General features: G+C 50.9%; 25 protein-coding genes. 16 read left to right on the top strand and 9 right to left on the bottom strand.

Going from position 1 to position 24,672, the window contains the following annotated elements; genetic code table 11:
• Positions 1 to 38 precede the first annotated feature (38 nt).
• The 3 genes from CKO12_RS00355 to lgt all read left to right on the top strand — a co-directional run bounded on the left by CKO12_RS00355 (position 39) and on the right by lgt (position 2,204).
• Entirely contained in the window at positions 39 to 977 is a 939-nt protein-coding gene (locus CKO12_RS00355; RefSeq protein ID WP_200152748.1) for a LysR substrate-binding domain-containing protein, read from the top strand.
• A 167-nt stretch (positions 978 to 1,144) separates the two neighbouring features.
• The gene (locus CKO12_RS00350; RefSeq protein ID WP_200152747.1) at positions 1,145 to 1,363 is read left to right on the top strand and encodes a hypothetical protein; all 219 of its coding nucleotides are present in this window, start codon (positions 1,145 to 1,147) and stop codon (positions 1,361 to 1,363) included.
• A 13-nt stretch (positions 1,364 to 1,376) separates the two neighbouring features.
• Positions 1,377 to 2,204, top strand: coding sequence for a prolipoprotein diacylglyceryl transferase (gene lgt / locus CKO12_RS00345; RefSeq protein WP_200152746.1), 828 nt, complete (start codon positions 1,377 to 1,379; stop codon positions 2,202 to 2,204).
• Positions 2,205 to 2,208: 4 nt separating this feature from the next.
• Here lgt and CKO12_RS00340 read toward each other — a convergent pair whose 3' ends face one another.
• From CKO12_RS00340 to CKO12_RS00330, 3 genes are read right to left on the bottom strand one after another with little or no spacing between them, the layout of a single operon-like run.
• Positions 2,209 to 2,937: a 16S rRNA (uracil(1498)-N(3))-methyltransferase gene (locus CKO12_RS00340; protein ID WP_200152745.1), complete on the bottom strand. Its 729-nt coding sequence runs from the start codon at positions 2,935 to 2,937 to the stop codon at positions 2,209 to 2,211.
• Positions 2,937 to 3,332, bottom strand: a complete 396-nt coding sequence (locus tag CKO12_RS00335; RefSeq protein WP_200152744.1) for a DUF423 domain-containing protein — start codon at positions 3,330 to 3,332, stop codon at positions 2,937 to 2,939. Before CKO12_RS00335 ends, CKO12_RS00340 begins: the two co-directional genes overlap by 1 nt.
• A gap of 7 nt (positions 3,333 to 3,339) precedes the next feature.
• A complete protein-coding gene (locus tag CKO12_RS00330) occupies positions 3,340 to 4,149 on the bottom strand; it encodes a cytochrome C assembly family protein (RefSeq protein ID WP_200152743.1) in 810 nt (269 codons plus the stop codon).
• A 120-nt stretch (positions 4,150 to 4,269) separates the two neighbouring features.
• Here CKO12_RS00330 and ffh point away from each other — a divergent pair, with 120 nt between their 5' ends.
• The 13 genes from ffh to CKO12_RS00265 all read left to right on the top strand — a co-directional run bounded on the left by ffh (position 4,270) and on the right by CKO12_RS00265 (position 16,553).
• A complete protein-coding gene (ffh, locus tag CKO12_RS00325) occupies positions 4,270 to 5,664 on the top strand; it encodes a signal recognition particle protein (RefSeq protein ID WP_200152742.1) in 1,395 nt (464 codons plus the stop codon).
• Positions 5,665 to 5,675: 11 nt separating this feature from the next.
• The gene (gene mepA, locus CKO12_RS00320; protein WP_200152741.1) at positions 5,676 to 6,530 is read left to right on the top strand and encodes a penicillin-insensitive murein endopeptidase; all 855 of its coding nucleotides are present in this window, start codon (positions 5,676 to 5,678) and stop codon (positions 6,528 to 6,530) included.
• Positions 6,531 to 6,534: 4 nt separating this feature from the next.
• The gene (locus CKO12_RS00315) at positions 6,535 to 6,897 is read left to right on the top strand and encodes a YraN family protein (RefSeq protein WP_200152740.1); all 363 of its coding nucleotides are present in this window, start codon (positions 6,535 to 6,537) and stop codon (positions 6,895 to 6,897) included.
• Complete coding sequence (locus tag CKO12_RS00310; protein ID WP_242466124.1) at positions 6,875 to 7,645, top strand: BON domain-containing protein; 771 nt, start codon at positions 6,875 to 6,877, stop codon at positions 7,643 to 7,645. The genes CKO12_RS00315 and CKO12_RS00310 overlap by 23 nt, the downstream gene beginning before the upstream one ends.
• Positions 7,642 to 9,042: an FAD-binding oxidoreductase gene (locus CKO12_RS00305; protein WP_200152739.1), complete on the top strand. Its 1,401-nt coding sequence runs from the start codon at positions 7,642 to 7,644 to the stop codon at positions 9,040 to 9,042. The genes CKO12_RS00310 and CKO12_RS00305 overlap by 4 nt, the downstream gene beginning before the upstream one ends.
• Before the next feature lie 3 nt (positions 9,043 to 9,045).
• Positions 9,046 to 9,861 (top strand): exodeoxyribonuclease III, encoded by an 816-nt coding sequence (gene xthA, locus CKO12_RS00300; RefSeq protein WP_200152738.1) that lies wholly within the window; start codon positions 9,046 to 9,048, stop codon positions 9,859 to 9,861.
• Between the two features lie 50 nt (positions 9,862 to 9,911).
• Positions 9,912 to 10,391, top strand: a complete 480-nt coding sequence (locus tag CKO12_RS00295) for a DUF29 domain-containing protein (protein WP_200152737.1) — start codon at positions 9,912 to 9,914, stop codon at positions 10,389 to 10,391.
• Positions 10,392 to 10,521: 130 nt separating this feature from the next.
• Positions 10,522 to 10,881, top strand: a complete 360-nt coding sequence (locus tag CKO12_RS00290; protein ID WP_200152736.1) for a gamma-butyrobetaine hydroxylase family protein — start codon at positions 10,522 to 10,524, stop codon at positions 10,879 to 10,881.
• A gap of 85 nt (positions 10,882 to 10,966) precedes the next feature.
• Positions 10,967 to 11,716, top strand: a complete 750-nt coding sequence (ubiE, locus tag CKO12_RS00285; RefSeq protein WP_200152735.1) for a bifunctional demethylmenaquinone methyltransferase/2-methoxy-6-polyprenyl-1,4-benzoquinol methylase UbiE — start codon at positions 10,967 to 10,969, stop codon at positions 11,714 to 11,716.
• A complete protein-coding gene (locus CKO12_RS00280) occupies positions 11,713 to 12,354 on the top strand; it encodes an SCP2 sterol-binding domain-containing protein (RefSeq protein ID WP_200152734.1) in 642 nt (213 codons plus the stop codon). Before ubiE ends, CKO12_RS00280 begins: the two co-directional genes overlap by 4 nt.
• Positions 12,351 to 13,997 (top strand): ubiquinone biosynthesis regulatory protein kinase UbiB, encoded by a 1,647-nt coding sequence (ubiB, locus tag CKO12_RS00275; protein ID WP_200152733.1) that lies wholly within the window; start codon positions 12,351 to 12,353, stop codon positions 13,995 to 13,997. The genes CKO12_RS00280 and ubiB overlap by 4 nt, the downstream gene beginning before the upstream one ends.
• Positions 13,998 to 14,088: 91 nt before the next feature.
• Positions 14,089 to 15,918, top strand: a complete 1,830-nt coding sequence (locus tag CKO12_RS00270; RefSeq protein ID WP_200152732.1) for an ATP-binding protein — start codon at positions 14,089 to 14,091, stop codon at positions 15,916 to 15,918.
• On the top strand, positions 15,906 to 16,553 hold the full coding sequence (locus tag CKO12_RS00265; RefSeq protein WP_207146191.1) for a response regulator transcription factor: 648 nt from the start codon (positions 15,906 to 15,908) through the stop codon (positions 16,551 to 16,553). The genes CKO12_RS00270 and CKO12_RS00265 overlap by 13 nt, the downstream gene beginning before the upstream one ends.
• A 3-nt stretch (positions 16,554 to 16,556) precedes the next feature.
• Here CKO12_RS00265 and CKO12_RS00260 read toward each other — a convergent pair whose 3' ends face one another.
• The 6 genes from CKO12_RS00260 to CKO12_RS00235 are packed head-to-tail and all read right to left on the bottom strand — an operon-like array spanning position 16,557 to position 24,653.
• Positions 16,557 to 18,446 carry an XrtA/PEP-CTERM system amidotransferase gene (locus CKO12_RS00260; RefSeq protein WP_200152730.1) on the bottom strand — a complete coding sequence of 630 codons (1,890 nt, stop codon included), beginning with the start codon at positions 18,444 to 18,446 and terminating at the stop codon, positions 16,557 to 16,559.
• A 49-nt stretch (positions 18,447 to 18,495) separates the two neighbouring features.
• Positions 18,496 to 20,049 (bottom strand): exosortase A, encoded by a 1,554-nt coding sequence (xrtA, locus tag CKO12_RS00255; RefSeq protein WP_200152729.1) that lies wholly within the window; start codon positions 20,047 to 20,049, stop codon positions 18,496 to 18,498.
• Positions 20,046 to 21,248: a TIGR03087 family PEP-CTERM/XrtA system glycosyltransferase gene (locus tag CKO12_RS00250; RefSeq protein ID WP_200152728.1), complete on the bottom strand. Its 1,203-nt coding sequence runs from the start codon at positions 21,246 to 21,248 to the stop codon at positions 20,046 to 20,048. Before CKO12_RS00250 ends, xrtA begins: the two co-directional genes overlap by 4 nt.
• A 12-nt stretch (positions 21,249 to 21,260) precedes the next feature.
• Positions 21,261 to 22,304 carry a FemAB family XrtA/PEP-CTERM system-associated protein gene (locus CKO12_RS00245; protein ID WP_200152727.1) on the bottom strand — a complete coding sequence of 348 codons (1,044 nt, stop codon included), beginning with the start codon at positions 22,302 to 22,304 and terminating at the stop codon, positions 21,261 to 21,263.
• A gap of 25 nt (positions 22,305 to 22,329) precedes the next feature.
• The gene (locus CKO12_RS00240) at positions 22,330 to 23,181 is read right to left on the bottom strand and encodes an XrtA system polysaccharide deacetylase (RefSeq protein WP_200152726.1); all 852 of its coding nucleotides are present in this window, start codon (positions 23,179 to 23,181) and stop codon (positions 22,330 to 22,332) included.
• A 38-nt stretch (positions 23,182 to 23,219) separates the two neighbouring features.
• Positions 23,220 to 24,653 carry a TIGR03016 family PEP-CTERM system-associated outer membrane protein gene (locus tag CKO12_RS00235; RefSeq protein ID WP_338032673.1) on the bottom strand — a complete coding sequence of 478 codons (1,434 nt, stop codon included), beginning with the start codon at positions 24,651 to 24,653 and terminating at the stop codon, positions 23,220 to 23,222.
• Positions 24,654 to 24,672: the final 19 nt, after the last annotated feature.

Genomic DNA, 24,672 nt, shown 5'->3' with positions numbered 1-24,672 from the left:
GCGCCTAAAACAGCGGCAAGTTCCGCTATCATGCGCCAATGAATGTACGCGATCTGAAATATATTCTTGCCGTCGCCGAAACCCTCCATTTTGGACGGGCGGCGAAGCGCTGTTTTATCAGCCAGCCGACGCTCAGTGGTCAGATTAAAAAGCTGGAAGAGGAGCTGGGCGTGGTCATTTTTGAACGCACCAATCGCTCAGTCGAAGTGACGCCGGTGGGTGAAGCAGTGCTGGCACATGCGCGGCTGGCGCTGGAACAGGTGACTGCCATTGAACAGGTGGCGCTGGCGCATCAAGACCCGCTCGCCGGGCCGCTGCGGATCGGCGCGATTCCGACCTTGAGTCCGTATCTCATCCCCTTGATTTTAATCCCCTTAAAACGCGCTTATCCCAAGCTGCGGCTGGTGTTGTCGGAGGAAATCACCGACTCGCTGCTGCTGCGCTTGGCGCGACACGATATTGATGCCGCGCTGTTGGCAACGCCGGTGGATACGCCGGATTTCGTCAGCCTGCCGCTATTTGATGAACCGTTTTGGCTGGCGCATCCGCCGCAACATTCGCTCGCCGCGCTCACCACCATCAACGCCGCCGATTTGGAACACATTGATCTGCTGCTGCTGGCAGACGGACATTGCCTGACCCATCAAGTGCTGGATGTGTGCCGCCTCGCCGAGCGTCCCACTTACGGCGAGATGGCGGATTTACGCGCCGCGAGTTTGGAAACCTTGCTGCAATTGGTCGCAGCTGGCTTCGGCTGCACGCTGGTACCGGCGCTGGCGCTGCGCGGCAACTGGCTGCGAGAGAGCGGGATCATCGTGCGCCCGCTGGAATTAGCTGCCGCCTTTCGGCGGATTTCTTTAGTATTTCGCCGCAGCTTCCCGCGTCGCCAAGCGTTGGAAGCCTTTGCGGAAATGGTGCAGGCGCAACTGCCGTCCTCCGTGCGGCGCTATCCAACCCCTGCTCAAGTAAGTCTTTGATATGCCGTTAAGACGGCGTGTGGTAAAAATCAATCATTGCGCGTGCGCGAGGTGAACTATGCTAAAGACAACTGCTGGATCATATTACTTTTTACAACAGGCACGGGCACTGAAGTTGTCTTTTTTGCAACACATTGATCCGCTGCCCTCTGCACCGGAGAAGGACGATGAGCACCAAACAAGCACAAGCGATCTGGGAACTTTGTCGGCAAGGTTTTCAATTCATCGCCGAAGACGCCGCCCACTGCTGGCGCAGCGGACAACGCTTCCAACTGGCTGATTGTGAAAGCAAACGGTTCAATCGTTTGCTCACCACTTTAATTGAGCAATGCAATTGGGAAATTGAGCGTGTATCCAATTCTCCATTCTCTCATCACCGCATGTAATGTTTAGAACTCTATGCTGACTTATCCTGAAATTGATCCCGTCGTGCTGGCGCTCGGCCCGCTCAAAGTGCATTGGTACGGTTTGATGTATCTTTTTGGCTTCAGTGTGGCATGGATGCTGGCGCGGTGGCGCAGCGCCGCCGCAGGCTGGACAACTGAACAGGTGGATGACCTGATTTTTTACGGCGTCATCGGCACCATCGTGGGCGGGCGTTTGGGCTACATGCTGTTTTACGGCTTCGCGCAGATTCTTGATAACCCATTGACGCTCTTCAAAGTTTGGGAAGGCGGGATGTCATTTCACGGCGGTTTAATCGGCGTCTTGGTGGCGGTTTTATTCTTTGCGCGACGTTATCAGTTGCGCTTTTTCCAAGTCGCTGATTTTGTTGCGCCACTGGTGCCGCCGGGCTTATTTGCGGGCAGAATCGGTAACTTTATCAACGGGGAATTGTGGGGACAGCGCACTGAATTACCGTGGGGAATGCGGCTCCCGTGCGCTCAGTTTCCAGAACAATGCAGCGATCAGGTCGCCGGCACGCTGTGGAGTCCGCCGGTACACGCCTCGCAGTTATATGAGGCGATTTTAGAAGGGATCGTGCTGTTTGCGCTGCTGTGGTTGTTCACGCGCCAGCCGCGTCCGATGATGGCAGTTTCTGGTTTATTTTTAGTCGGTTATGGCACTTTTCGCTTCAGTGTGGAATTCGTCCGTCTGCCCGATGCGCACATCGGTTATCTCGCGTTGGACTGGTTCACGCTGGGGCAACTCTTAACGCTGCCGATGATCGTGAGCGGTGCGATCTTGCTGGCGCTCGCGTATCGCCACCGCCCGGCGTCCACATGACCGCTTAAATAAAATCGCCCCACAACGCTTGCAGCACGGCAAGTGCCGCCAGTGGCGCGGTTTCCGTCCGCAAAATGCGCGGACCGAGGCGAACGCCCTGAAATCCGCGTGCGAACACCTGCTCGCGTTCGGGCGCACTCAAACCGCCTTCCGGGCCGATTAACAACGTGACGGACGCGGCGGGAGCGGGAATAGCCGTCAAGGCTTGCGCCGCCAGCGGATCAAGCAAATAACCGCCATCTGTCCACTGCTCGAGCCACTGCGCCAGCGGCACTGCCGGATCAAGCTGCGGCAGTCGCCGCCGTCCCGATTGTTCACATGCCCCAATCACCACTCCGCGCCAATGCTCCCAGCGTCGCGCCAGCCGCTCACCGTCGAGTCGCACCTGACTGCGAGCCGTGAACAGCGGAATCAACCGTGTCACGCCCAGTTCCACCGCTTTTTGCAGCGCGTAATCCATGCGCTCACCTTTGGACACGCCCAGCGCCAATTGAATCTCCAGCGGGACGAGCGGTTCTAATGTGGTCACGGCATCCAGCACGGCTTGCGTCATCCCTCGTGATGCGGTCAGCAGCCGTGCCGAATAATCGCAACCGTCGCCATTGAATAACAGCACCGGCGCATCAGTCGTCAGCCGCAACACCTGCGTGACATGACGGGTTGCGCCCGCCGGCAGTGTCACCGTGTCGCCCACTCGCAGCGGCATCTCCACAAAAATGCGCGGGGTGCGCATTAGCTGTGCAATGCCGCGCTGCTGCGCCAGACACCCAGCGCCAGCAATATCCAGCCAAGAATCAGCGCCACGCCACCAATGGGCGTGATCATGCCGAGTTGACGGATGCCGGTGAGCGTCAACACGAACAAGCTGCCGCTGAAAATCAGGTTGCCCAGCAAAAATGCCCAGCCGGCGGCGTTGACCAGTCGCGCTGTCGGCAAGTGCAGCAGGATGACGCCGCAAATCAGCAGCACCACCGCGTGTAAACCCAAGTACTGCGTTGCCGTCAGCCAATTGGCGAGCAGGTCTGGCGGCACCCGTGCTTTCAAACCATGTGCCCCGAATGCGCCCAGCGCCACCGCTAAACCGCCGCTCACGGCTCCCGTTGTCAACCACAATTGCGCGTGATTCATTTTGGATTCAGCCCGGCTGCACGATGAATTCCAGCACGATCTTGGTGCCGAAATACGCCAAAATCAGAATGGCAAAGCCACCCAACGTCCAAATAATCGCCGTTTTTCCGCGCCAGCCATTGCGGAACCGTCCCACTAATAGCCCGCCAAATACCAGCCATGCCAGCACTGACAGCACCGTTTTATGCACCAGATGTTGGGCAAACATATTTTCAAGGAAGGCAAAGCCGCTCAACAGCGCCAGCGTCAGCAATACAAAACCAGCGCCGATCATTTCAAATAACAGGCTTTCCATCGTTTGCAACGGCGGCAAGGTGCGGATAAACCCACGCGGCTGGCGCTGATGTAAATGCCGATCTTGCACTGCCAGCAAAATCGCCTGCCCCGCCGCCAAAGTCAGCAGGCTATACGCCAGCATCGACAGCAAAACGTGAATTTTGAGCGCCCAGCTCGCCGTCGGGCGTAAAAAGGCGACTTCGGCGAAATTCGCTTCTAACATCAGACTCAACGCCGCTGCCGGCAGCAAAATCAATCCCAGATTGTCTACCGGCTTGGTCAAGCTGGACACCAGCAGCAGGGCGCAAATCGTCCACGAGGTCAGCGCCAGCGCGTGATAAAACCCCAGATTGATCCCGCCTTGACTGAAAATGCTGTCCCACAGCAGTCCGCTGTGCAGCAGTAAACCGACAAAGCCAACGCCAATGGCGAGCTGGCGCTCTGGAATCCAACCCTCTTTGCGAAACAGCCGCAAACCGATCAAGCCGGCGGCGGCGAGATAACAAAGGGTGGCGACGGTAGCAAATAAGGTGTGAGTCATAGCGGCGGCAGCTTCATTGGTAAAGGTGAATGAATTGGGAGATTGTGATGGAAACCCGGCGCGGCAATTATAATCACAACTTTCTGCACAAGGCAGGCAGCGCACTGATTGAGGTCGCTCATGTTTGACAAGCTCCAAGACCGTTTTGCCGACGTTTTGACCCAATTACGCGGTCAAGGGCGGCTCACTGAAGACAATATCAAAGACACCCTGCGTGAGGTGCGCATGGCGCTGCTGGAGGCGGATGTCGCGCTGCCGGTGGTGCGCCAGTTCATTGAGGACGTGCGCGAGAAGGCGCTCGGTGAAGAGGTCGCCAGAAGCCTCACGCCCGGGCAGGTGCTGATTAAGATCGTCAATGATGAATTAGTCGCGCTCATGGGGCTGGCGAATGAACAGCTCAATCTCACCGCGCAGCCGCCTGCGGTCGTGTTGATGGCCGGTTTGCAAGGCTCCGGCAAAACCACCAGCGTCGCCAAACTCGCCCGCTGGTTGCAGGAAAAGCAAAAGAAATCAGTGCTGGTGGTCAGTTGTGACGTGTATCGCCCGGCGGCTATCGCGCAATTGCAGACGGTGGCGGCCGAAGTGGGCGCGGAGTTTTTCCCCAGCAGCGGCACTGAGCAGCCGGTGGACATCGCGCAGCGGGCGCTCGATTACGCCCGCCGTCATTACAAGGATGTGTTGATTGTGGACACCGCCGGGCGGCTCCACGTTGACGCGGCGATGATGGAGGAAATTCAAGCCATTCATGCCGCGCTCAAGCCGGTGGAAACGCTGTTTGTTGTTGACGCGATGACCGGTCAAGACGCCGCCAATACCGCCAAAGCGTTTGATACGGCGCTGCCGCTCACCGGCGTGATTCTGACGAAAACTGACGGTGATGCGCGGGGCGGCGCGGCGTTGTCGATTCGTCAGATCACCGGTAAACCGATCAAATTCCTCGGCACCGGCGAAAAAACCACTGCGTTGGAACCGTTTCATCCTGATCGCGTCGCCTCGCGCATTTTGGGCATGGGCGATGTCGTGTCGCTGGTGGAGGAGGTGCAGGCGCGGGTCGATCACGAGCAGGCGGAAAAGCTGGTCAAGAAGCTCAAAAAGGGCAAGGACTTTGATCTCGCTGATTTCAAAGAACAATTGGAGCAGATGAACAAAATGGGCGGGATGGCGAGCTTGATGGAAAAACTGCCCGGCATGGGGCAGTTGCCGGAGCATGTCAAAAATAAAGCCAGCGACCGCGAAATGGGCAAATTGATCGCCATCATCAATTCAATGACGCCCGGCGAGCGCCGCTTTCCCGCGATTATTAAAGGCTCGCGTAAACGCCGCATCGCTGCGGGTTCGGGGACGCAAGTGCAGGACATCAATCAACTGTTGAAGCAGTTTTTGCAGATGCAAAAGATGATGAAAAAAATGAAGGGCGGCGGCATGGCCAAATTGATGCGCTCGATGCAAGGTCACTTGCCACCCGGCTTTGGTTCCGGGGGCGGTTTACCACCGGGCGGCGGGTTTCCATTTTAAGTGGTGATGTGATGGGAAGAATGAGAGTAACGCTGGCGCAGAGCCTGCTCGCTGTTGTCTGTTGCGCCGTGCCGCTGGTGGGCAGCGCGACGCCTTGGGGTGAAGTGAAAACGCCAACTGTTGGCGCAGCGCGAGTCATCGGCAGCGTCGCCAACGGCTGCATCAGCGGAGCGCAGGTGCTGCCTGAAATCGGCGCGGGTTATGTCAGCATCCGCCGTTATCGCAATCGTTTTTATGGGCATCCGACGCTGCTGCGGTTTATTGCCGAAGTTGGGCAAGCGCAGCAGCGGTTGACCGGCGCGTTGCTGCTGGTCGGCGATCTCAGCCAGCCGCGTGGCGGGTTGATGTCGTCGTCGCATCGCAGTCATCAAAACGGGTTGGATGTGGATGTGTGGCTGACGCAGGCAGATTCCGCTGCGACAGCGCGGCAATTGATGGATCACGCGGATGATCCGCCCAGCATGGTGCGCAGCGACGGGATGCGGGTGAGCACATATTGGGGCGCAAATCAACGCGCTTTAGTGGAGCTGTTGGCGCGGCATCGCTCGGTGGAGCGGATTTTTGCCAATCCGGCCATCAAGCTGGCGCTGTGTCAGTCCGCAACGGCGGAAGATCGCGGCTGGCTGCACAAGGTGCGCCCTTGGAAAGGACACGATGCGCACGTTCACGTTCGCCTCGCCTGTCCGCCCGACAGCCCGCAGTGTGATGCGCAAAATCCGCTCCCGCCCGGTGATGGCTGCGGCGCGGAATTGGAGTGGTGGTTTAGCGAGGAAGCGCGGCGGCCAAAACGGGCGATTCCCGGCTATCCGCCCGCCAAACCCACCAAACAGCCGGCTGCATGTCGCGCCGTGTTGGGTGCGCAGTAAAGCGGTGAAAACAGCGGCGGATGTCAACGCGCTGGGCGCTGCGATGGAGCGACTGGCTGAAACTTTTTTGCTGGCGCAGGGTTTGACGGTGCTGGCGCGAAATCATCGCTGCCGTTTTGGTGAGGTGGATTTAATTGTGAGCGCGGCGACGGTGTTAATTTTTGTCGAAGTGCGCTTTCGGCGCTCACAACGTTTTGGCGGCGCGGCAGCGAGCGTGGATTGCCGTAAACAACAGCGGTTAATTCTCGCCGCGCAGGATTATTTACAAACATATCCGACTGCGTTGCCGTGTCGTTTTGATGTCATCGCTATTAACGCTCAACAACAGATTCAATGGATTCAACATGCGTTTACAGCCGAGGCTTAAACATTTCCCCCGCTTTTTTTCAAAGAACGCGCTGCAGCCCGCTTTTGAAAAACCCACGCTTAAAATATCAACTTTTGCCAAAGGCATATTTGAAAATCATCCTTTTGCAAAAGAAACCCGCAAAAAGCCCCCCTTTGAAAAAGGGGGGTTGGGGGGATTTGAGATCGGGCAGCTAGGCGGATTTGCAATTATTCTGCTGGCACTCATTCTGCCGGGCTGTGCGCCAGTAATGCTCGGCGGCGCAGCAGCGGGTGCGGGCGTGGCAGCAATTTATGATCGTCGCCCCGCGCAAACCATTCTCGACGATCAGCAGATTCAACTCGCCGCCCGTTATGCGCTGGAACATGACCCGAAAACGCAGGCATTTGCCGCTCGCGTCGATGTCACCAGTTACAACTACAGCGTGTTGGTGACGGGACAGGTGGAAGCCGAAGCTCATGCGCGGCGCGTGGTCGAGCGCATCAGCCGCTTGCCGAAAGTCAAACAAGTTATCAATGAATTGACCTTTGGCGCGGCGCTGACCTTCGCTCGCCAAACCGAAGATATGTATCTCAGTTCTCGCGCCAAAATCGCGCTCACGCAAATCAAACTGCCGGATTTCAACGCCGCTCGCGTCAAGATCGTGACGGAAAACGGCGTCGTTTATTTATTCGGCATCGTGCGCCAAGCCGAGGCGACTGCCGCTGCGGAAGCCGTGCGTTATCTCCCCGGCGTGCGCCGCGTCGTCAAACTCTTTGAATATCAATGAGCCACGTTGAATTCTCGGCTGGATTCCGCGCCAGCCTCGCTGCTTGCGCCGGAGCCGATTGTGTCTGCACCGATCCAGCCGATTGTTGGGCGTATGGTTATGACAACAGCCGCCGTCACGCGCTGCCGCAGGCGGTCGTATTTGCCCGCGATGAGGCGCAGCTTGCCGCAGTGGTGCGGCTGTGCGCGGAGTCCGGGACGCCGTTGATTGCTCGCGGACGCGGCACCGGCACCACTGGCGCGACGGTGCCGGATCAAGGCGGGATCGTGCTGTCGTTTGAACGGATGACGCAGATCATTCGCCTCGCGCCTGCTGACCGATTGGCGGTGGTGCAGCCGGGCGTGTTAAATGCGCAATTACAACAAGCACTTGAACCGCTGGGATTTTTTTGGCCGCCCGATCCGACCAGTGCGGCGGTCTGCACCATCGGCGGCAATCTCGCGTACAACTCCGCTGGCCCGCGTGCGGTCAAATACGGCACCTGCCGCGATAACACGCTCGGACTGCGGGCGATTGACGGACGCGGCGATGCTTTTCGTGCCGGCGTGTTGACCACGAAAGGCGTGGTTGGTTATGACCTGACGCGGCTGTTGATTGGTTCAGAAGGCACGCTGGCGCTGTTGACTGAGGCGACGCTGAAAGTGACGCCGCTGCCGGAAACGCGCCGCACGTTACGCGCCAGCTACGTTGATATTCACGCTGCCGCAGCCGCCGTCGCCGCAATCATGGCGCAGCCGCTCACGCCGTGCGCGTTGGAATTTATGGACGCAGCCGCGCTGGCAACGGTGCGGCATTTTGCGCCGCTGGAGCTGCCGGAAAGCATCGGCGCGGTGCTGATGATTGAAGTGGACGGGCCGCTGGCGGGGATTGACGCGGCAGTTGCGGCGGTCAGCGCGGCGGCGAGCGTCGCCGGTTTGCGCGAACTGCGGCGGGCGGAAACGGCAGCGGAAGTGACGGCGCTGTGGAAACTGCGCAAATCGCTGTCACCGACGCTGCGCCATATCGCGCCGAAAAAGATCAATGAAGACGTGGTGGTGCCGGTGTCGCAAATGGGCGCATTTATCGACGGGCTGGCGCGGCTGGGGCGCGAGACCGGCATTCGGATCGTCAATTTTGGTCACGCCGGCAATGGCAACATTCACGTCAACTTATTGATTAACCCAGAAAATGCGGACGAAGTGGCGCGTGCTGCGGTGTGCCTTGACCAGATGTTCAGCCTCGTATTGCGGCTCGGCGGCACCTTATCGGGCGAACACGGCGTCGGTTTGGAAAAGCGCGAATTCGTCAGCCGCGAATTGGATCCGGTGGCGCTGCGGTTAATGGCGGCAATTAAACAGGGATTTGATCCACACAATATCCTCAATCCCGGCAAAGGCTTACCGATTCAGAGTGTATGATAAATGTTCAAAATAATGACGTTTAATGTGAATGGCATTCGCGCTCGTCCACATCAAATTGAAGCGATTAAAACGTTGCATGATCCCGATGTGCTGGCGCTGCAAGAATGCAAAGTGGCTGATGAACAATTCCCGTTGGAATGGGCGCAACAATTGGGTTATTACCCGGCAATTCACGGACAAAAAGGGCATTATGGCGTGGCGCTATTGAGTAAAGCTGCGCCGTTGCAGATTCATAAAGGATTTATAACCGATGCGGCTGATGCGCAGCGGCGCTTAATTATTGGGCGCTATTCATTAGCGGATGGCGCAGTGGTGACGGTGATTAACGGCTATTTTCCACAAGGTGAAGATCGCGCTCATCCGACCAAATTTCCAGCAAAAAAGCAGTTTTATATTGATTTATTAACGCATTTACAGACGCAGCATTCCCCGCATGAATTATTGATTGTGCTCGGTGATTTGAATGTTGCGCCGTTGGAAAATGACGTTGGCATTGGCGCAGTAAATGCGCAACGCTGGCGGCGCAGCGGTAAATGCGGCTTTTTACCCGAAGAACGCGATTGGTTTCAAACGCTCATTGGCTGGGGGTTAATTGATGCGTATCGGGAACATTATCCTGATGTGAGCGATCAATTCACTTGGTTTGATTACCGCTCACGGGCATTTGAAGATCACCCCCGACGTGGACTGCGGATTGACCATTTGTTAATCACTGCGCCATTAGCACAACGGCTGCAAGCAGTTGGCATTGATAGCGCCATTCGCGGTTTAGAAAAACCCTCAGATCATTGCCCGCTGTGGGCGGTGTTTGCATAACCTGCACCAGCATTATTGAAACGCGGATTGAACTGCATTTGGATACAGCCATGACTGAACTCAACGCGCTCTATCAAACCGATTATTCCGCTTGGGCAATACGCACTGCCGAATTGCTTCGCGCCGGTCGCTATACGGAATTGGATATTGAGCACTTGGTGGAAGAATTAAGCGATATGAGTAAAAGCGACCGGCATGAACTCGAAAACCGGCTGACAATTTTACTTGCGCACCTATTGAAATGGGAATATCAACTGACAACCTTATCCGAACGCTGGCGTGAATTTGATGGTCGCAGTTGGCGTGTCACCATTATTGAACAACGCAATCGCATTGCCCGACATTTACAAAAAGCACCCGGACTTAAAGCGGCACTTGCGCCAACGCTCATTGATGCTTATGCCGAGGCGCGGCAATTAGCGAGTGATGAAACTGGATTGCCAATCGCTACATTTCCGCTTGCGTGTCCGTATTCAATCGCGCAAGTATTGGATAATCAGTATTATCCCGCCGCCAACGCCAGCAATTAAGCAATTTCGGTAGTTGTATCATGCCAACGGTATGCGTCCTGTTGTAAAATAGTAGCGATGATGTGACGGCGGCAAGCACCCGTTTTATCACGCTTTTATCATTCACGTTTTTAACTATAAAGAGTTATTTATGCCAACACCTACTGAACTCAATCTCCATCGCCATTCCCGCGTGTTAGAAATCCATTATGAAGACGGCGCACAATTCACCTTGCCGTGTGAATATCTGCGGGTCTATTCGCCATCGGCTGAAGTGCAGGGGCACGGTCCCGGGCAGGGCGTATTGCAAATCGGCAAAGAATCTGTCGGGATTGATCGTATTGAACCGGTTGGCAATTACGCCGTCTGTTTACATTTTGATGATGAGCACAACACCGGCATTTATTCATGGGAGTATTTATATCGGCTCGGCACGGAACATGAACAACTGTGGCAAGCGTATCTTGCCGCGTTAGAAAAAGCTGGCTATCCGCACACCAAGCCTTCTTAATGAAACGGCAGGCGCGTGTATTCTCATTACATTGGCAAGTTTATTTGCCTAATGATTCACTTTTATTTGCATTAAGGAATGTTGCATGACACACGAAAAAACCACCCACTTTGGCTATCAACAGGTGCCGGTTACAGAAAAGGCGGTGCGGGTGCGCGAGGTATTCGATTCGGTCGCCTCGCGCTATGACTTAATGAACGATTTAATGTCATTAGGTATTCATCGTTTGTGGAAACGTCATGCGATTGAATTAGCGGGCGTGCGGCGTGGGCAGCGGGTGCTTGATCTCGCTTCTGGCACTGGTGATCTTGCCGACCGTTTTGCGGGTATTGTCGGCGCAGAAGGCAGCGTGGTGATGTCTGACATCAATGCGGCGATGCTGACGGAAGGGCGCTCGCGGATGTTAGATCGCGGGCGAGTTGGCAATTTGCATTACGCGCTCATTAACGCCGAACAAATTCCATTTCCAGAAGATTATTTTGATTGCGTGACCATTGGTTTTGGCTTGCGCAATGTGACTGAAAAGCAGAACGCAATTAATGAGATGTATCGGGTGTTGCGTCCGGGTGGACGGGCGCTGATTTTGGAATTTTCACATCCGGTCAGCAAATCATTAAGTAAAGTGTATGATCTGTATTCCTTTTCGGTATTGCCGACCTTGGGGCGCTTGGTGGTGAATGATCCGAGCAGTTATCGTTATCTCGCCGAATCAATTCGGATGCACCCAGATCAAGAGACGCTGCGAGCGATGATGGAAACCGCTGGCTTTGAACGCTGCGAATACTTCAATCACAGCGGCGGTATTGTCGCTATTCATCGGGGGTATAAACTGTGAACGAGGGAATTCAATTGCCAGATGCGCTGCTCGCCGTGCTGGAGCAAGCCATCAATCGTTATATCGCATTGGATGCAGAACACGGTGCGGGATTTGCGGCGTTGACTGGTCGTTTAATTGCCATTGAATTAAACGGATTTGGAACGCGAATTACCGTTATTCCGAATGAACAGGGGCTGCAATTATTTGGTGACTATGATGCGCAGCCAGATTGTTTAATTCGTGGTACGCCATTGGGATTGGCGCGATTAGGAATGGGTGACGGTAAAAATGCGCAATTGATTGCTGGCGAAGTCGAAATTAGCGGCGATACTGCGTTGGCGCAAGCATTTAATACGGCTATTGCTGCGTTGGATGTCGATTGGGAGGAGCAATTAGCGCAAGTTATTGGCGATCCATTTGCGCAGCAAGTGGGCAAACAATGTCGCGCTAATCAACAATGGCAAGAGCGTACTGCCGCGCAAATGACCGCGCAGCTCAAGGCATATTTGCAACGTGAGCAAGGTGTTGTGCCAACGCGACATGAAGTTGAGGCTTTTTTGGCACAGGTCGATTTGCTGCGCGATGACTGCGAACGCCTCGCCGCTCGCGTCGAACGTTTAACGCAACATGCCGCAGTGGCTGGTTTACAACTATGATGGGGCCGCGACAGGCGTTGCGGCTGTTCCGCATCAATTGGGTGTTTCTGCGTCACGGCCTCGACGAGGTGATTTTAGCAACGCACTTGTTCCGCCCGTTGCGGTGGATTTTGTACCTGCTGCCTTGGCATTGGATCGAGCGCGATCTGCCGAGTTATCCGGTGCGGGTGCGGCAGGCGTTGGAAGAATTGGGTCCGATCTTCGTGAAATTCGGGCAAATTTTGTCCACACGCCGCGATTTATTGCCGGATGATTTAGCAGTTGAATTGGCAAAATTACAAGATCGGGTGCCACCTTTTGATGGTGCAGAAGCGCAAGCGTTAATTGAAAAAGCGTGGGGACGACCGGTTGGCGAGGTATTGGATGCGTTTGATCCAATTCCATTAGCGTCCGCTTCAATTGCGCAAGTTCATACCGGACGCTTAAAAGATGGCACCGAAGTCGTTGTTAAAGTATTGCGCCCCGGTATTGAGCGCACGATTCGCCAAGATTTGGGATTGATGTACACGCTGGCGGAAATGGCGGAACGCTATTGGAAAGAAGGCAAACGGTTACGCGCCATTGAAGTGGTGCGCGAATACGAAAAGACCGTTTTTGATGAATTAGATTTACAACGCGAAGCGGCTAATGCGTCCAAAATTCGCCGCAATTGGTTGAATAGCGAGATGCTGTATATTCCCGAAGTGTATTGGGATTGGACGCGCCCGAATGTAATGGTGATGGAGCGCATTTATGGCACGCCGGTGAGTGATGTTGCCACGCTAAAAGCGCAAGGCGTGAGCATGAAATTACTCGGCGAGCGCGGCGTTGAAATCTTTTTTACGCAGGTATTCCGCGACAACTTTTTCCATGCCGATATGCACCCCGGTAATATCTTTGTTGAACCTTCCGGGCGTTATATTTCGATTGATTTTGGCATTGTTGGTACCTTGACGACAGAAGATCAGCGTTATTTAGCTGAGAATCTATTGGCGTTTTTTGAGCGCGATTATCGGCGGGTAGCGGAATTGCACGTTGAATCTGGCTGGGTGCCGCACGGGACGCGGGTGGATGAATTCGAGTCCGCAATTCGTACCGTCAGCGAACCGATTTTTGAAAAGCCGCTGGCAGAGATTTCATTCGGGCATTTTTTAGTGCGGCTCTTTCAAACAGCGCGGCGCTTTAATATGGAAATCCAGCCGCAGTTGGTGCTATTGGAAAAAACGCTGTTGAATATCGAAGGCTTAGGGCGGATGCTGTACCCTGAATTGGATTTATGGACAACTGCCAAGCCGTATATGGAACGCTGGATGAAAGATCAAATCGGCATTAAAGGCTTATTTGATCGCACCAAACGCAATATCTATTCCGTTGCTGATCAAACGCCAGAATTGCCGTTAATTGCCTATCGGATTTTAATGGCGTATGACAAACGCTTGCGCCAAACTGAACCGCTGCATGGCGCAGCAGCAAAGCCCCAGAATACGCAAGCGGCGGCAACATCAGTGTTAGCAATTGCAGGTGCGATGCTCTTGTTATGTGGAACGCTGGTGCTGTTATTTGGTCCCGGTCAATTTCTGTCTGAATCCAGCAGTTTAATAGTGATTGTGGGCAGTTATCTTATTGGCGGACTGCTGTTTTTGATTGCAGATCGTCAGTCGTGAATCGTCATCAAATGCTAAAAGCGTTACGAGAGACGCCATGTTTAAAGCTGCTTCTGATCACTGTGAAATTGAATTTTGTTTGCGGCAATCCGTGAAACAAATTTTTAATTTATCCCGCGATGGGATTGTGATTACTAATTGCGCTCCATGTATTACTGCGGTGAATCCTTCTTTCACGCGCATTACCGGCTATAGCTTCGCTGATGTGCGTGGTAAAAATCCCAGCCTTTTACAATCTGGTCATCACTCGCCGCTGTTTTATAAAGAGTTGTGGCAAACGTTAATTGAAGTTGGGCATTGGCGTGGTGAAATCTGGAATCGGCGTAAAAGTGGCGAGAAGTATCTCGAAATTTTAACGATTCAAGCCATTCGTAATCCGCAACATGTTGTGGTGGGTTATCTCGGCATGTTTGGTGATTTAAGTCAGGTACAACGCGAGCAAGAATTAGAAATTGCGCGTCAAGCTGCGGAAGATGCAGCGCGAGTAAAAGCGCAATTTTTAGCGAATATGAGCCATGAGATTCGTACGCCATTAACTGCGATTATTGGCTTTGCGGAAACCATGATTGATAGTCGCCAAACGCTTGCCGAGCGTGCGAGTGCAGTTGATACCATTATTCGTAACGGTCGCCATTTGCAATCATTGCTGAATGATGTGCTGGATTTTTCAAAAATTCGCGCTAAACGCATCGCGTTAGAATTACTTGATACGTCGTTGCCAGAGTTATTGGCGTGTACCATTGATTCAGCGCGGGCGCAAACGGCTGAAAAAGGTTTGGATTTTAGTGTTCACTTTATGCCGCCATTGCCGCTGATTATTCGTACTGATCCTACTCGCGCTCGGCAAATTTTGTTTAATTTGTTGGGCAATGCGATTAAATTCACCGATAGCGGTTCGGTGCGGTTAATTGTCAGTTTTAATCCCGAACAAGAATTGCTGCATATTACGGTGCAGGATACCGGCTGCGGCATTCCTGATGATCGGTTGGGATTGTTATTTGAACCTTTTGCACAGGCCGATAATTCAACCACGCGCAAGTTTGGTGGCACCGGTTTGGGATTATCAATTTCTAAAGAACTCGCTGAACATTTAGGTGGCACTATTCAAGTCACGAGTGTTTTAGAGAATGGGTCGATGTTCATTTTGACCTTGGCGACTGGAACCATTGCGAATGCAGATTTAGTATGGGATTTGCAGGCATTTAATCAATCTTCTGGAGTGCGACCGGTGCGCACGGTACGCGCTCCCGCATTGCAAGGTTTTGTATTGCTTGCTGATGATAATATCGCCAACCAAGACTTAATTTCGCTATATTTACGTCGTTGTGGGCTGCAAGTGGCGATTGCTAAAAATGGTCAAGAGGCAGTTGAAAAAGCGCAGGCGGCGGTGTTTGATTTGGTGTTGATGGATATGCGGATGCCTATTATGGGCGGGCTGGACGCGACGGAACTGTTGCGGCTCACTGGTTTTGATAAACCCATTGTTGCCCTGAGTGCTAATATCGACCGTAGTGATGTGGAGGCAGCATTAGCTGCCGGTTGTGATACCTATTTACCCAAACCCATTCATTTAGATGCGTTTTATCAAATGCTAGTACACTATTTACCTCGTCGTAATACTGACGCGCCGTTGGTGACTGCGGTGCCGGTACAATCTGATGATGATCCAGAATTGAAACAATTACAGGCTGCGTTTTTTGCTGAGTTGCCAACGCGCCTCGCGTTAATCCGTGCTGCGTATAAGACGGAGAATTGGGATGATTTACGCTCTCAAGCGCATCAAATTAAAGGCGTTGGCAGTAGCTTTGGAATGCCAGAATTAACGCGATTAGCTGGGGCAATGGAATTTCAATTGTTACGCGGTGACTTGAGTGAAGTCGCCAATTTAATTGAGGATATGGCGCATCTATGGCCGCAATAACACTTATGGCACCAGCAGTTGCCGCTGACATCGTGATTAGTGAACCTCTGCCGTATTCCTTGTATTTGGCCAATGGTGTGCCACTGGTGAGTCGTGGGCAAATTTTCGATGAGGAAGAACAAATTGAAGTGCTTCGTCGTCAAGGTTGGCGCTCGTTTAGCGAACATGACAATGAATTGCCAAAAAACGCGATTCCTTCAGAAGAAGCAGCGCGGTTATATGATGAACAACCGCGGGTGCGATTGCGATTTCGCCCGCGGGTGCCATTAACCGAAACGGTGGCGTTGGTGGCGGATGATATGTCGCTATCGCTGAAGTTATTGATGCGGCTGCTGCGCGAAAAACGGCTCGGTCGCATTATTGAGGCGGATAACGGGCGGCAGGCGTTGGTGCAGTTTTTCCGGCAGCGCCCGTCCATGGTTTTTTTGGATATTGAAATGCCGGGGCTGGATGGCATGGAAGTGTTAAAACAAGTCAAATCGTGGTCGCCGGAAACTTTCGTGTGTCTCGTCAGCGGTAACGCCACCATCATCAACGTCAAAACCGCAAAAAGTTATGGCGTCGATGCGTTTTTAGTGAAGCCAATCAGTGGCTTAAATCTTCAACGGGTGCTGGCGCTGTATGGCACCGAGTGACGCTCAACTATGGCGAGCGGTGAACGCTGCAAACATTAAGAGGCTCCACAGCGCCGGACTGAAATCCCGCGCCCCGCTTTGATGTTGCTCTACCATCCACTGCAACTGCGTCCGATCAAATAATCCGGTGTCGTTGAGTTGGTCGCCAAGCACGGTATGGCGCACACGCTCGCGCAGCGGGCCGCGAAACCAACTCGCCAGCGGCACTGCAAATCCCATCTTCGGGCGATAGAGAATGTCCGCGCCCAAATACGGTTCCAGCGCCTTTTTGAAGACAAATTTCCCTTCGCCACCCTGCAATTTCAATTCCGGCGGCAGCCCCGACACCCAATCAATGAATTCGTGATCGAGCAGCGGCACCCGCACTTCCAGCGCGTGTGCCATGCTGGCGCGATCCACTTTGGTGAGGATGTCGCCGGGCAAATACGTTTTCAAATCAAGATATTGCACCCGCGATAACGGATGTTCTGGAGCGCGGGCGGCGTAGTGACGCAGCACTTCTACCGCTTGATACCCTTGCCGCTCGCGTTTGAAGTGGGGCGAAAACAACGCTTCTCGCGTTTGCGCATCGAGAATGGACACGCTGTCAAAATAACCATCGACCGAATCTCGCGCCAGCGCCAACAGCGTTGATTTCGCTCGAAAAATGCGCGGTGCCCAATCCGCTTTGGGATAGAGCGCACCCAGTGCGCCGAATACCGAACCACGCAACCATTGCGGCAAGCGCCCGCGCACCCGTTCTTCATTGAGATGCCAGCGATGGCGGCGATAACCGGCAAAACTTTCATCGCCACCATCGCCAGATAAACACACAGTGACCCGTTTCCGCGCCAATTCGCACACGCGATACGTCGGCAGCGCGGAACTGTCGGCGTAGGGTTCGTCATACAACGTCGCCAAATGCTCAATTAAATCAAAGTCATCGGGATCGACCGCTTCGACAAAATGATTGGTGCGATACCGCTGCGCCACCCGTTCGGCAAACGCGGTTTCATTAAAACGCGGATCGCCAAACGCAATCGAACAAGTATTCACTGGCTGCGCTGACAGCCCCGCCATCATCGCCACCACCGCGCTGGAATCGACGCCGCCCGACAAAAACGCGCCCAGCGGCACCTCGGCGACCAGCCGCATCTCCACCGCTTCACGCAATCGTGCAATCACCTGCGCGGTCGCCTCGCCGAGGTCAGTCACGCCGTTGGGTTGAAATGAAACCTCCCAGTATTCACGCGACGCCGGCAATTTGCCGTCAGCGCGGTGCAGGGTCAGGGTATGACCGGCGGGCAGCTTGTGGATCGACTTAAAAATGCTACGCGGATCAGGAACATAGCCATAAGCAAAATAATCCTCCACCGCTCGCGGATCGAGATCACGCGCCAGCGTCGGATCTTCAAGTAACGCCTTGATTTCAGAACCAAATAGCAGCCGACCGTCTGGCGTCAGCGCGTAATGCAGCGGTTTCACCCCCAGCCGATCTCGCGCTAAAAACAGGGTTTCGCGGTTGCGATCCCACAATGCAAACGCAAACATCCCGCGAAACCGCTCCACGCAACGGTCGCCCCATTCTTCCCACGCATGAACAATAACTTCCGTATCGCAATGGGTAGCAAAACTGTGACCGGCGGCGCTGAGTTCTTTAATCAACAATTGAAAGTTATAAATCTCACCGTTGTACACCACCACCACCGATTGATCTTCATTAAACAGCGGTTGGTGACCACCGGATAAATCAATAATGGATAAACGGCGATGCGCTAATCCTACGCCCGGCTCAATATGTAATCCGCCATCATCGGGGCCGCGATGAAATAACGTTTGATTCATTTGCGCCAATAACGCCGCATTGATGGGACGACGTGCTTGGGTATCAAAGATTCCGGCAATTCCGCACATGCGCGTGGTGTCCTATGCAATCAAAACGGAAATAAAATGGGAATAGCATTTATGGCAATTGTTGCAACTGCTCATGCAAAGGCTGCCAAGCGTCATTAACGAATTGCTGCAATTGCGCCTGCGCTACATCAAGTTTATCGTCAGTCATCGGCGCATAAAATACAACACCGACTTGACGATGCCGATGACCAAACAATGCTGCCCAGGCTTCAGTCAACTTGGCTAAATAGCCATTTGCAACCCAATGACCATCAATCCAATAGCCATGCCACACCAATAACATTTGCGTTTCTGAATGGATGCGTGATTCATACAGATTCACTTCAGCACCAGCAATAGTGACTGTTACAGAATATTGCGCTGGCATTTTCCACACGGAATCAGTTTGCGTCACCATTTGATTTTCAGAATTAACCAACTCACCATCATTTGTATTGTCATAAAAGGCAAGATAAATGCCAACTGATTGATTAACATCATCACCCGCTTGGTATTCTTGGCGCATTTCCATCACCGCATCCAGATAACGTGGCGTCCATGTAGTAAAAGGTGCTGGTGATATTTGCCAAGGCGTCACTGTAGGCATCACAAAACTGAGTTGGGAATCACGCTGATAATTGGAATGCGCGACATAGTGATTTAACACTGGCCACAGTGCGACAACGCATAAACCCAAGGTGAATGTTGCCAAGGTATGCGTGATTGGTAATGGTGCTTTTGATGACGGCAATGGCGGCAGCGTATCTTGTGCAGCAGGATGAGCAATTGCTGGTTCTGACCACAGATTACCAAGCGCAAACAGCAAAAACATAATAAAACCAAAAAACACCCAGCCATAGATTAAATGATCGACGCCAACTGCTAATTTCATGCCGCTGAGATGACCAATCATCACAATTAAATAAGCGCGAACCCCATTCGCAAAGACTGGCACGATAGCTGACAATGCAATAAACGCAAGCCGCCGCCATAAGGAATGATAATTGAGATATGCGTAAAGAACGCCGAGAAATAGGGAAGCAATCAGATAACGAATACCGCTGCAAGCAGCAACGACCGACCAATCACCGCTAGGAATACTAAAAAAAGTACCATCCCAAAATACAGGTAATCCTGTGAAGCGCAGCAACATAACCGTGAATGCGGCAGTAAACTGCATCAAAGGCTCAACTAAGCCTTCACCCATTGGCACCGCAAAAAATAAAAACCCAAGTGGGAAAGCAAGAATTTTTGTTGCCGCACTTCCAAGCGTCAACCACACCACAAGTGGAATAAAAGCAACAGCCATCAATTGTTCAATGACTGCGACTTCTGTTAAACGCGCCAATAGCCAAACTAATCCCACTCCGCCTAATACGGGCAATGCACGCCAATCACTTTCTAGCGTCACTGTTTGTAATAAATGACGTTTCCGCCAGATCAAATAGACAACGATTGGTAACACTAAAAATCCGTGCGCGAACGTTGCCGAACGCCACCAAATATAAATGATGTCTGTATAGCTTGACCAAAACGAACCTATTAACCCTGCAATAAATAACCCTACTCCTGCAAACTGAATCCAAGCCTTGGAGCCGATATTAAATCCGCGACTGTTTATCATGGCGTTGCTTCCAATAATTGCATCATAGTGGGCAAACTTGCTGCCCAAGAAAAATGTGTTTCTACAAACCGCCGCGCTGCCATTCCCACTGCTGCATGATCACTATTGAGTATTTGAATAGTTTGTTCAGCAAATTCTAAGGCTTCAGCAGCAACATATACGTCTTCACCAATAACTGCCGGAATACCCTCAAGTGCTTGCGGCGTGGCAAGCACCGGACGCGCCATTGCCATAGCTTCTAAAACTTTATTTTGAATGCCCCGCGCAATGCGTAATGGCACCACAACAGCATCCGCATAATATAAATAAGGACGCACATCTAACACCGCACCCGTAACGGTAACGCCCGGCAGTTGTTCTAAATGCTTTACTGTCGGAGTTGGGTTCATTCCAACAATATAAAATTCACAGGTTGGAATTCTTTGCTGCACAAGGGGCAATACATGCTGTGCAAACCATTCGGCACCTTCTATATTTGCCCAATAATCCATCGCGCCAGTGAAAACTAATTTTGGATTAGTTGAACAAAAAGGAGATAAATAATGCGCATCTGGCTTAAAATAATCAGCATCAACTCCGTTAGTAATAGCGTATATTGAGGAAGCTTTTTGCTGAAACTGTTTCTGAAATAGCTGTACTTCTGCTTCTGAAACAAAAACACTGGCGTCAAATAACTGCGCGACAGTGCGCTCGAATTCGCCTAAACGTCGTGCTTCACGCTGATAAATCCAATTCATGGGAAAGGATTTAACAACGCTGTATTGCCGCCATTTTTCCGAATCAACATCCACAAAATCAATAACACGGCGCATCGCGCTGAATTCTTTAGCAAGCACATATTGCGCCATTGCTGAAGAATATACTAAAACACGTTTAATCGAATATTGAGCGCATTGTTGATGAATCCATTGCGATAACTGCTGCTGTCGATAGTAGGGTAAAGTCAAGGCTTCGCCAGTGAATAACCCCGTTAAACTTTTTAATTTAGCACGACGTGGTGACAACCGCTCAAACCAAGCACTGGTACAGTATTGACGCACAATGTCACAATACTGTTGATCTTGCGCGTGATCAATAAAGGTGGCAAGATGAATCCGATAGTGTTGACTCAGATATTTGAGCAAATGAAAAGAACGAATTTTATCGCCCTTATTGGGTGGATAAGGAATGCGATGGACCAAAAATAAGAGATCGTCCATGTATTAACTGCCTTAACCGAGATTGCGTGATAAAAATGGCCCGATAAAACGACTCACTGGTAGTGGTAAACGTTTCCAGAGATTAATAAAAAATCGGTATTTGGGATTGAGTGGATTAACATCAGGCAACTGTTTAGCGGTTACTAAATAAAATTCATAAGACATTGGTTGTGGTTCAAAGCCCCAATTACGCTTAAAATCATAAGCACCGGTTCCTTGTTTGCTACGTCCAAAGTCAAATATCTGATAACCGTGTTCACTCGCTCGCCGCATAACTTCCCAATACATAAAGTCGTTCGCTTTTAGTTCTCGTGCCGCAACGCTACCTCCGCCATAATATGGCAACACTTCATTCCGAAAGTAAAAACTAAGCACTCCGGCAACAATGTTATCGCCATGGTGAACGGTAAGTGCTTCACAGGCATCACCAAATACTTCTTTAAGAATCCGAAAATAATGCTGAGAAAAAACTGGCGTTCCTAAATTGCGAACACTTTCCGAATAAACTCGATGAACAGCATCGACATCATTACTGATTTTGCTAACTAACCCAGACTGAATTCCTTTACGCACCATTGCCCGTTGTTTGCGCGGAATTGCCAATAAATTTTTTTCAGGATCAGAATCAATTTCTTTACGAAAAGTGACGTAAAGGTCTTTGTGTTGCCAACTCGTTTCTCGAGGTATTCGCTGCCGCAACTCCAAATGCGCCACCTGTAATTGTGTAGCTAACATACAAGCCGCTTGCTCTAACTGGTTACAAATATCGTTAGAAATAGCAATACTGCCGCCATAAACGCAAAAAGGCGTTGAAATCAGCCCGTTTCCAAACAAATAACTTTTAACCTGTCCTAAAGGTAAAATGCCTTGTATTTCACCAGTAGTTGATTCAGCAAATAAATAATAGGCTTTATGCCCGAATGCTTGTTCTAAAACAGTTTTCCAACCCGCTAGATGAAAGAAAGTGCCTTCTGCGTGTTGCTCAACAAAAGCATCCCAACGTTTTATATCTCGTGGAGTCAGTTGGCGAATCTGCGTTGCTACTGTATCGTTCATTGCGGCAAACCCCAAATAAAAAACGTTACGTTAAAAAAATTCGATCCATGCGTTCCCAATGAAAATCAGTTAACAATTGCCGCAAACGAGATTCGGTAAGGTGCAAATTTAAGTAATGACGAAATTGTGTTTTTGCGCTCAATCCAGCCTGACGCGGCTGTTCAGGATCAAGTTCCCAAGGATGAAAATAAAACAACGCCGGCTTAGCGTCCTGTTGATTGACACGAGCGATTGCCCACCGAGATAACCAATAAGGAAATAACCGAAAATATCCACCGCCACCACAGGGTAAGCGATAACCAAAAATATCAGTGGTAGTAATAGGAATTTCAACAAAGGTTTTATTATTTAACAACGGATAATAAGAGAAACGTGGCGCATCAGGTATGCCATATAAATCATGATAAATCGGGTAAATACTCGAACTATAACGGTAGCCTGCTTCATATAGTGCGGCATGTGCCCATAAACAGGTTCGATCAATTGAATAACTTGCAGCACGATAACCAAACACCGCAACGCCGCCAACATCTTCAAGTAATGCTTTAGTGCGCCGAATATCTTGATTAAACTCCGCCTGCGTTTGTTGCGTCACGCGAATATGTTCATAACCGTGACTGGCGAGTTCATGTCCGTCCTGAACGATTTCTCGGATTAAGTGTGGATAACGTTCTGCAATCCAACCTAAAGTAAAAAAAGTTGCTTTAACATTTTTTTCATTCAATAACGCCAAAATTCGTGCGATGTTACGTTCAATTCGACAAGGCAAATGAGACCAATCTTGACGTTGAACCTGTTTTTCAAAGGCAGATACTTGAAAATAATCTTCAACATCAATTGTAAACGCATTAGTCAACTTTAGAGAATTTTCTTTCATTCTAAAGACACCTTTATGAATATTTTATTTAAAAACCTTTAATCTTGCCACGTCATGCGTAGTCCTAAAGTAAACCGATTTTCTGTGTATTGTTCGCCATCAAGAAAATGATATTGTAAATCGAGATTAGTACGGGCTGAGAGCTGACGAGTTAAGCCGGTATCGACAGAAAAATTAACACTTTTTTGTTCATTAGAAAGGATAGAATTTTGACGTTGATTTTTATCCCAACTCACAGCTAAGTGACTGGTTGTAAGTCCAGTAAGTTTACGAGTCCAAAATACACTTGCGCCAGTTGTTTTTTCGTCTTGTGCCATTCCTTCATATTCGCGTAGCAAATAGCGAATCGTTGTCCCGATAGTGTTACGACGCGCCTGAACTGCGTAACCAGTTTGAAACTGGCTGTTAATAAAATTTAATGATGTTGGTATTGCAGTTCCAGGTTGAATCGTCAACCGTTCACCGGTATCCGGCACAACAATATCACCAAAAGCATCTTTAAAATTATACGCCTCATTATTCAATCGCTCGGCGTGAGCATTTGTTACTGCACGCGAAAAACTTGCCGTCCAAGCAGAATGTTTGCTGCGGTGCGTCCATTCTAAGCTAGGCGACCATCCGAAGTAACGATGCCCCGCAGACAAATATAAGCGAGTACGCATCGTTGGTGTCCAGATGCTAGAAAATTGCCACTGTTCACCACTGGTTTCTGAAAGCGCCGCATAGTCATTGTCTTCATAACCAGCTAAAACCATCAGTTGCCATCGTTCATTTAATTGATAACCAACAGAAGCAGTTGCTGAATTAAATTCTTGAGTAGGTTCTTGTGCAATAGTGTTAGCGGTTTCATCCTCGAAACTCAGTGCTTGGTTTTTGACATTAATTGCCCAATTCAGAGCAGTTGCAGCCGTGCTGCTTGATAAATTAACTTGATTTAGATAGCCGCTGCTGTTTCCTCCCTCTTCAGAATAAAACACACCATTTTTTTCAAAAGTAAAACTAAAATTAGCAAAACTTCCTAAACGACTCTTATAATTTGGGGCAACTGAATAGGTATAGGTTGTTTGTATATTTTCAGTGGGATTTGCTGCGTCTCTACCAGCTACTCCTAACGAATCAATGAGTTCTTGTTGCGCACTAAAACTCAAATCAAAAAATAAATGATTCTGATATATTTCCGATTGTGCATTCATCTGTAATTGGTGATTCACTTGATCGTCAGCTTGTGCTGATAAATAATGAATATATTGTGGAGAATATGCGAAATCCAGATTAAGATGACGACCTTTACCCGTCACAACAACACCTGGCGCAACATCAAAAAAAAGATCACCTTCTTTTTTAGCCTCACCAAGGTTATTATCACGAGTCAACTGCAGGTTATCAGTGTATGTTGTTTGCATGGTAAGTTGTGTAGACACATTCCAATCTGCAGCGAGAACCGGACGTATTACTAGTAGCAATAGGCACACTATCAGTGTTTTTAACTGA

It is taken from the genome of Chromatium okenii, assembly GCF_016583745.1.
GTDB classification, from domain to species: Bacteria; Pseudomonadota; Gammaproteobacteria; order Chromatiales; family Chromatiaceae; genus Chromatium; species Chromatium okenii.
This window is presented reverse-complemented; position numbering and strand designations above follow the sequence as displayed.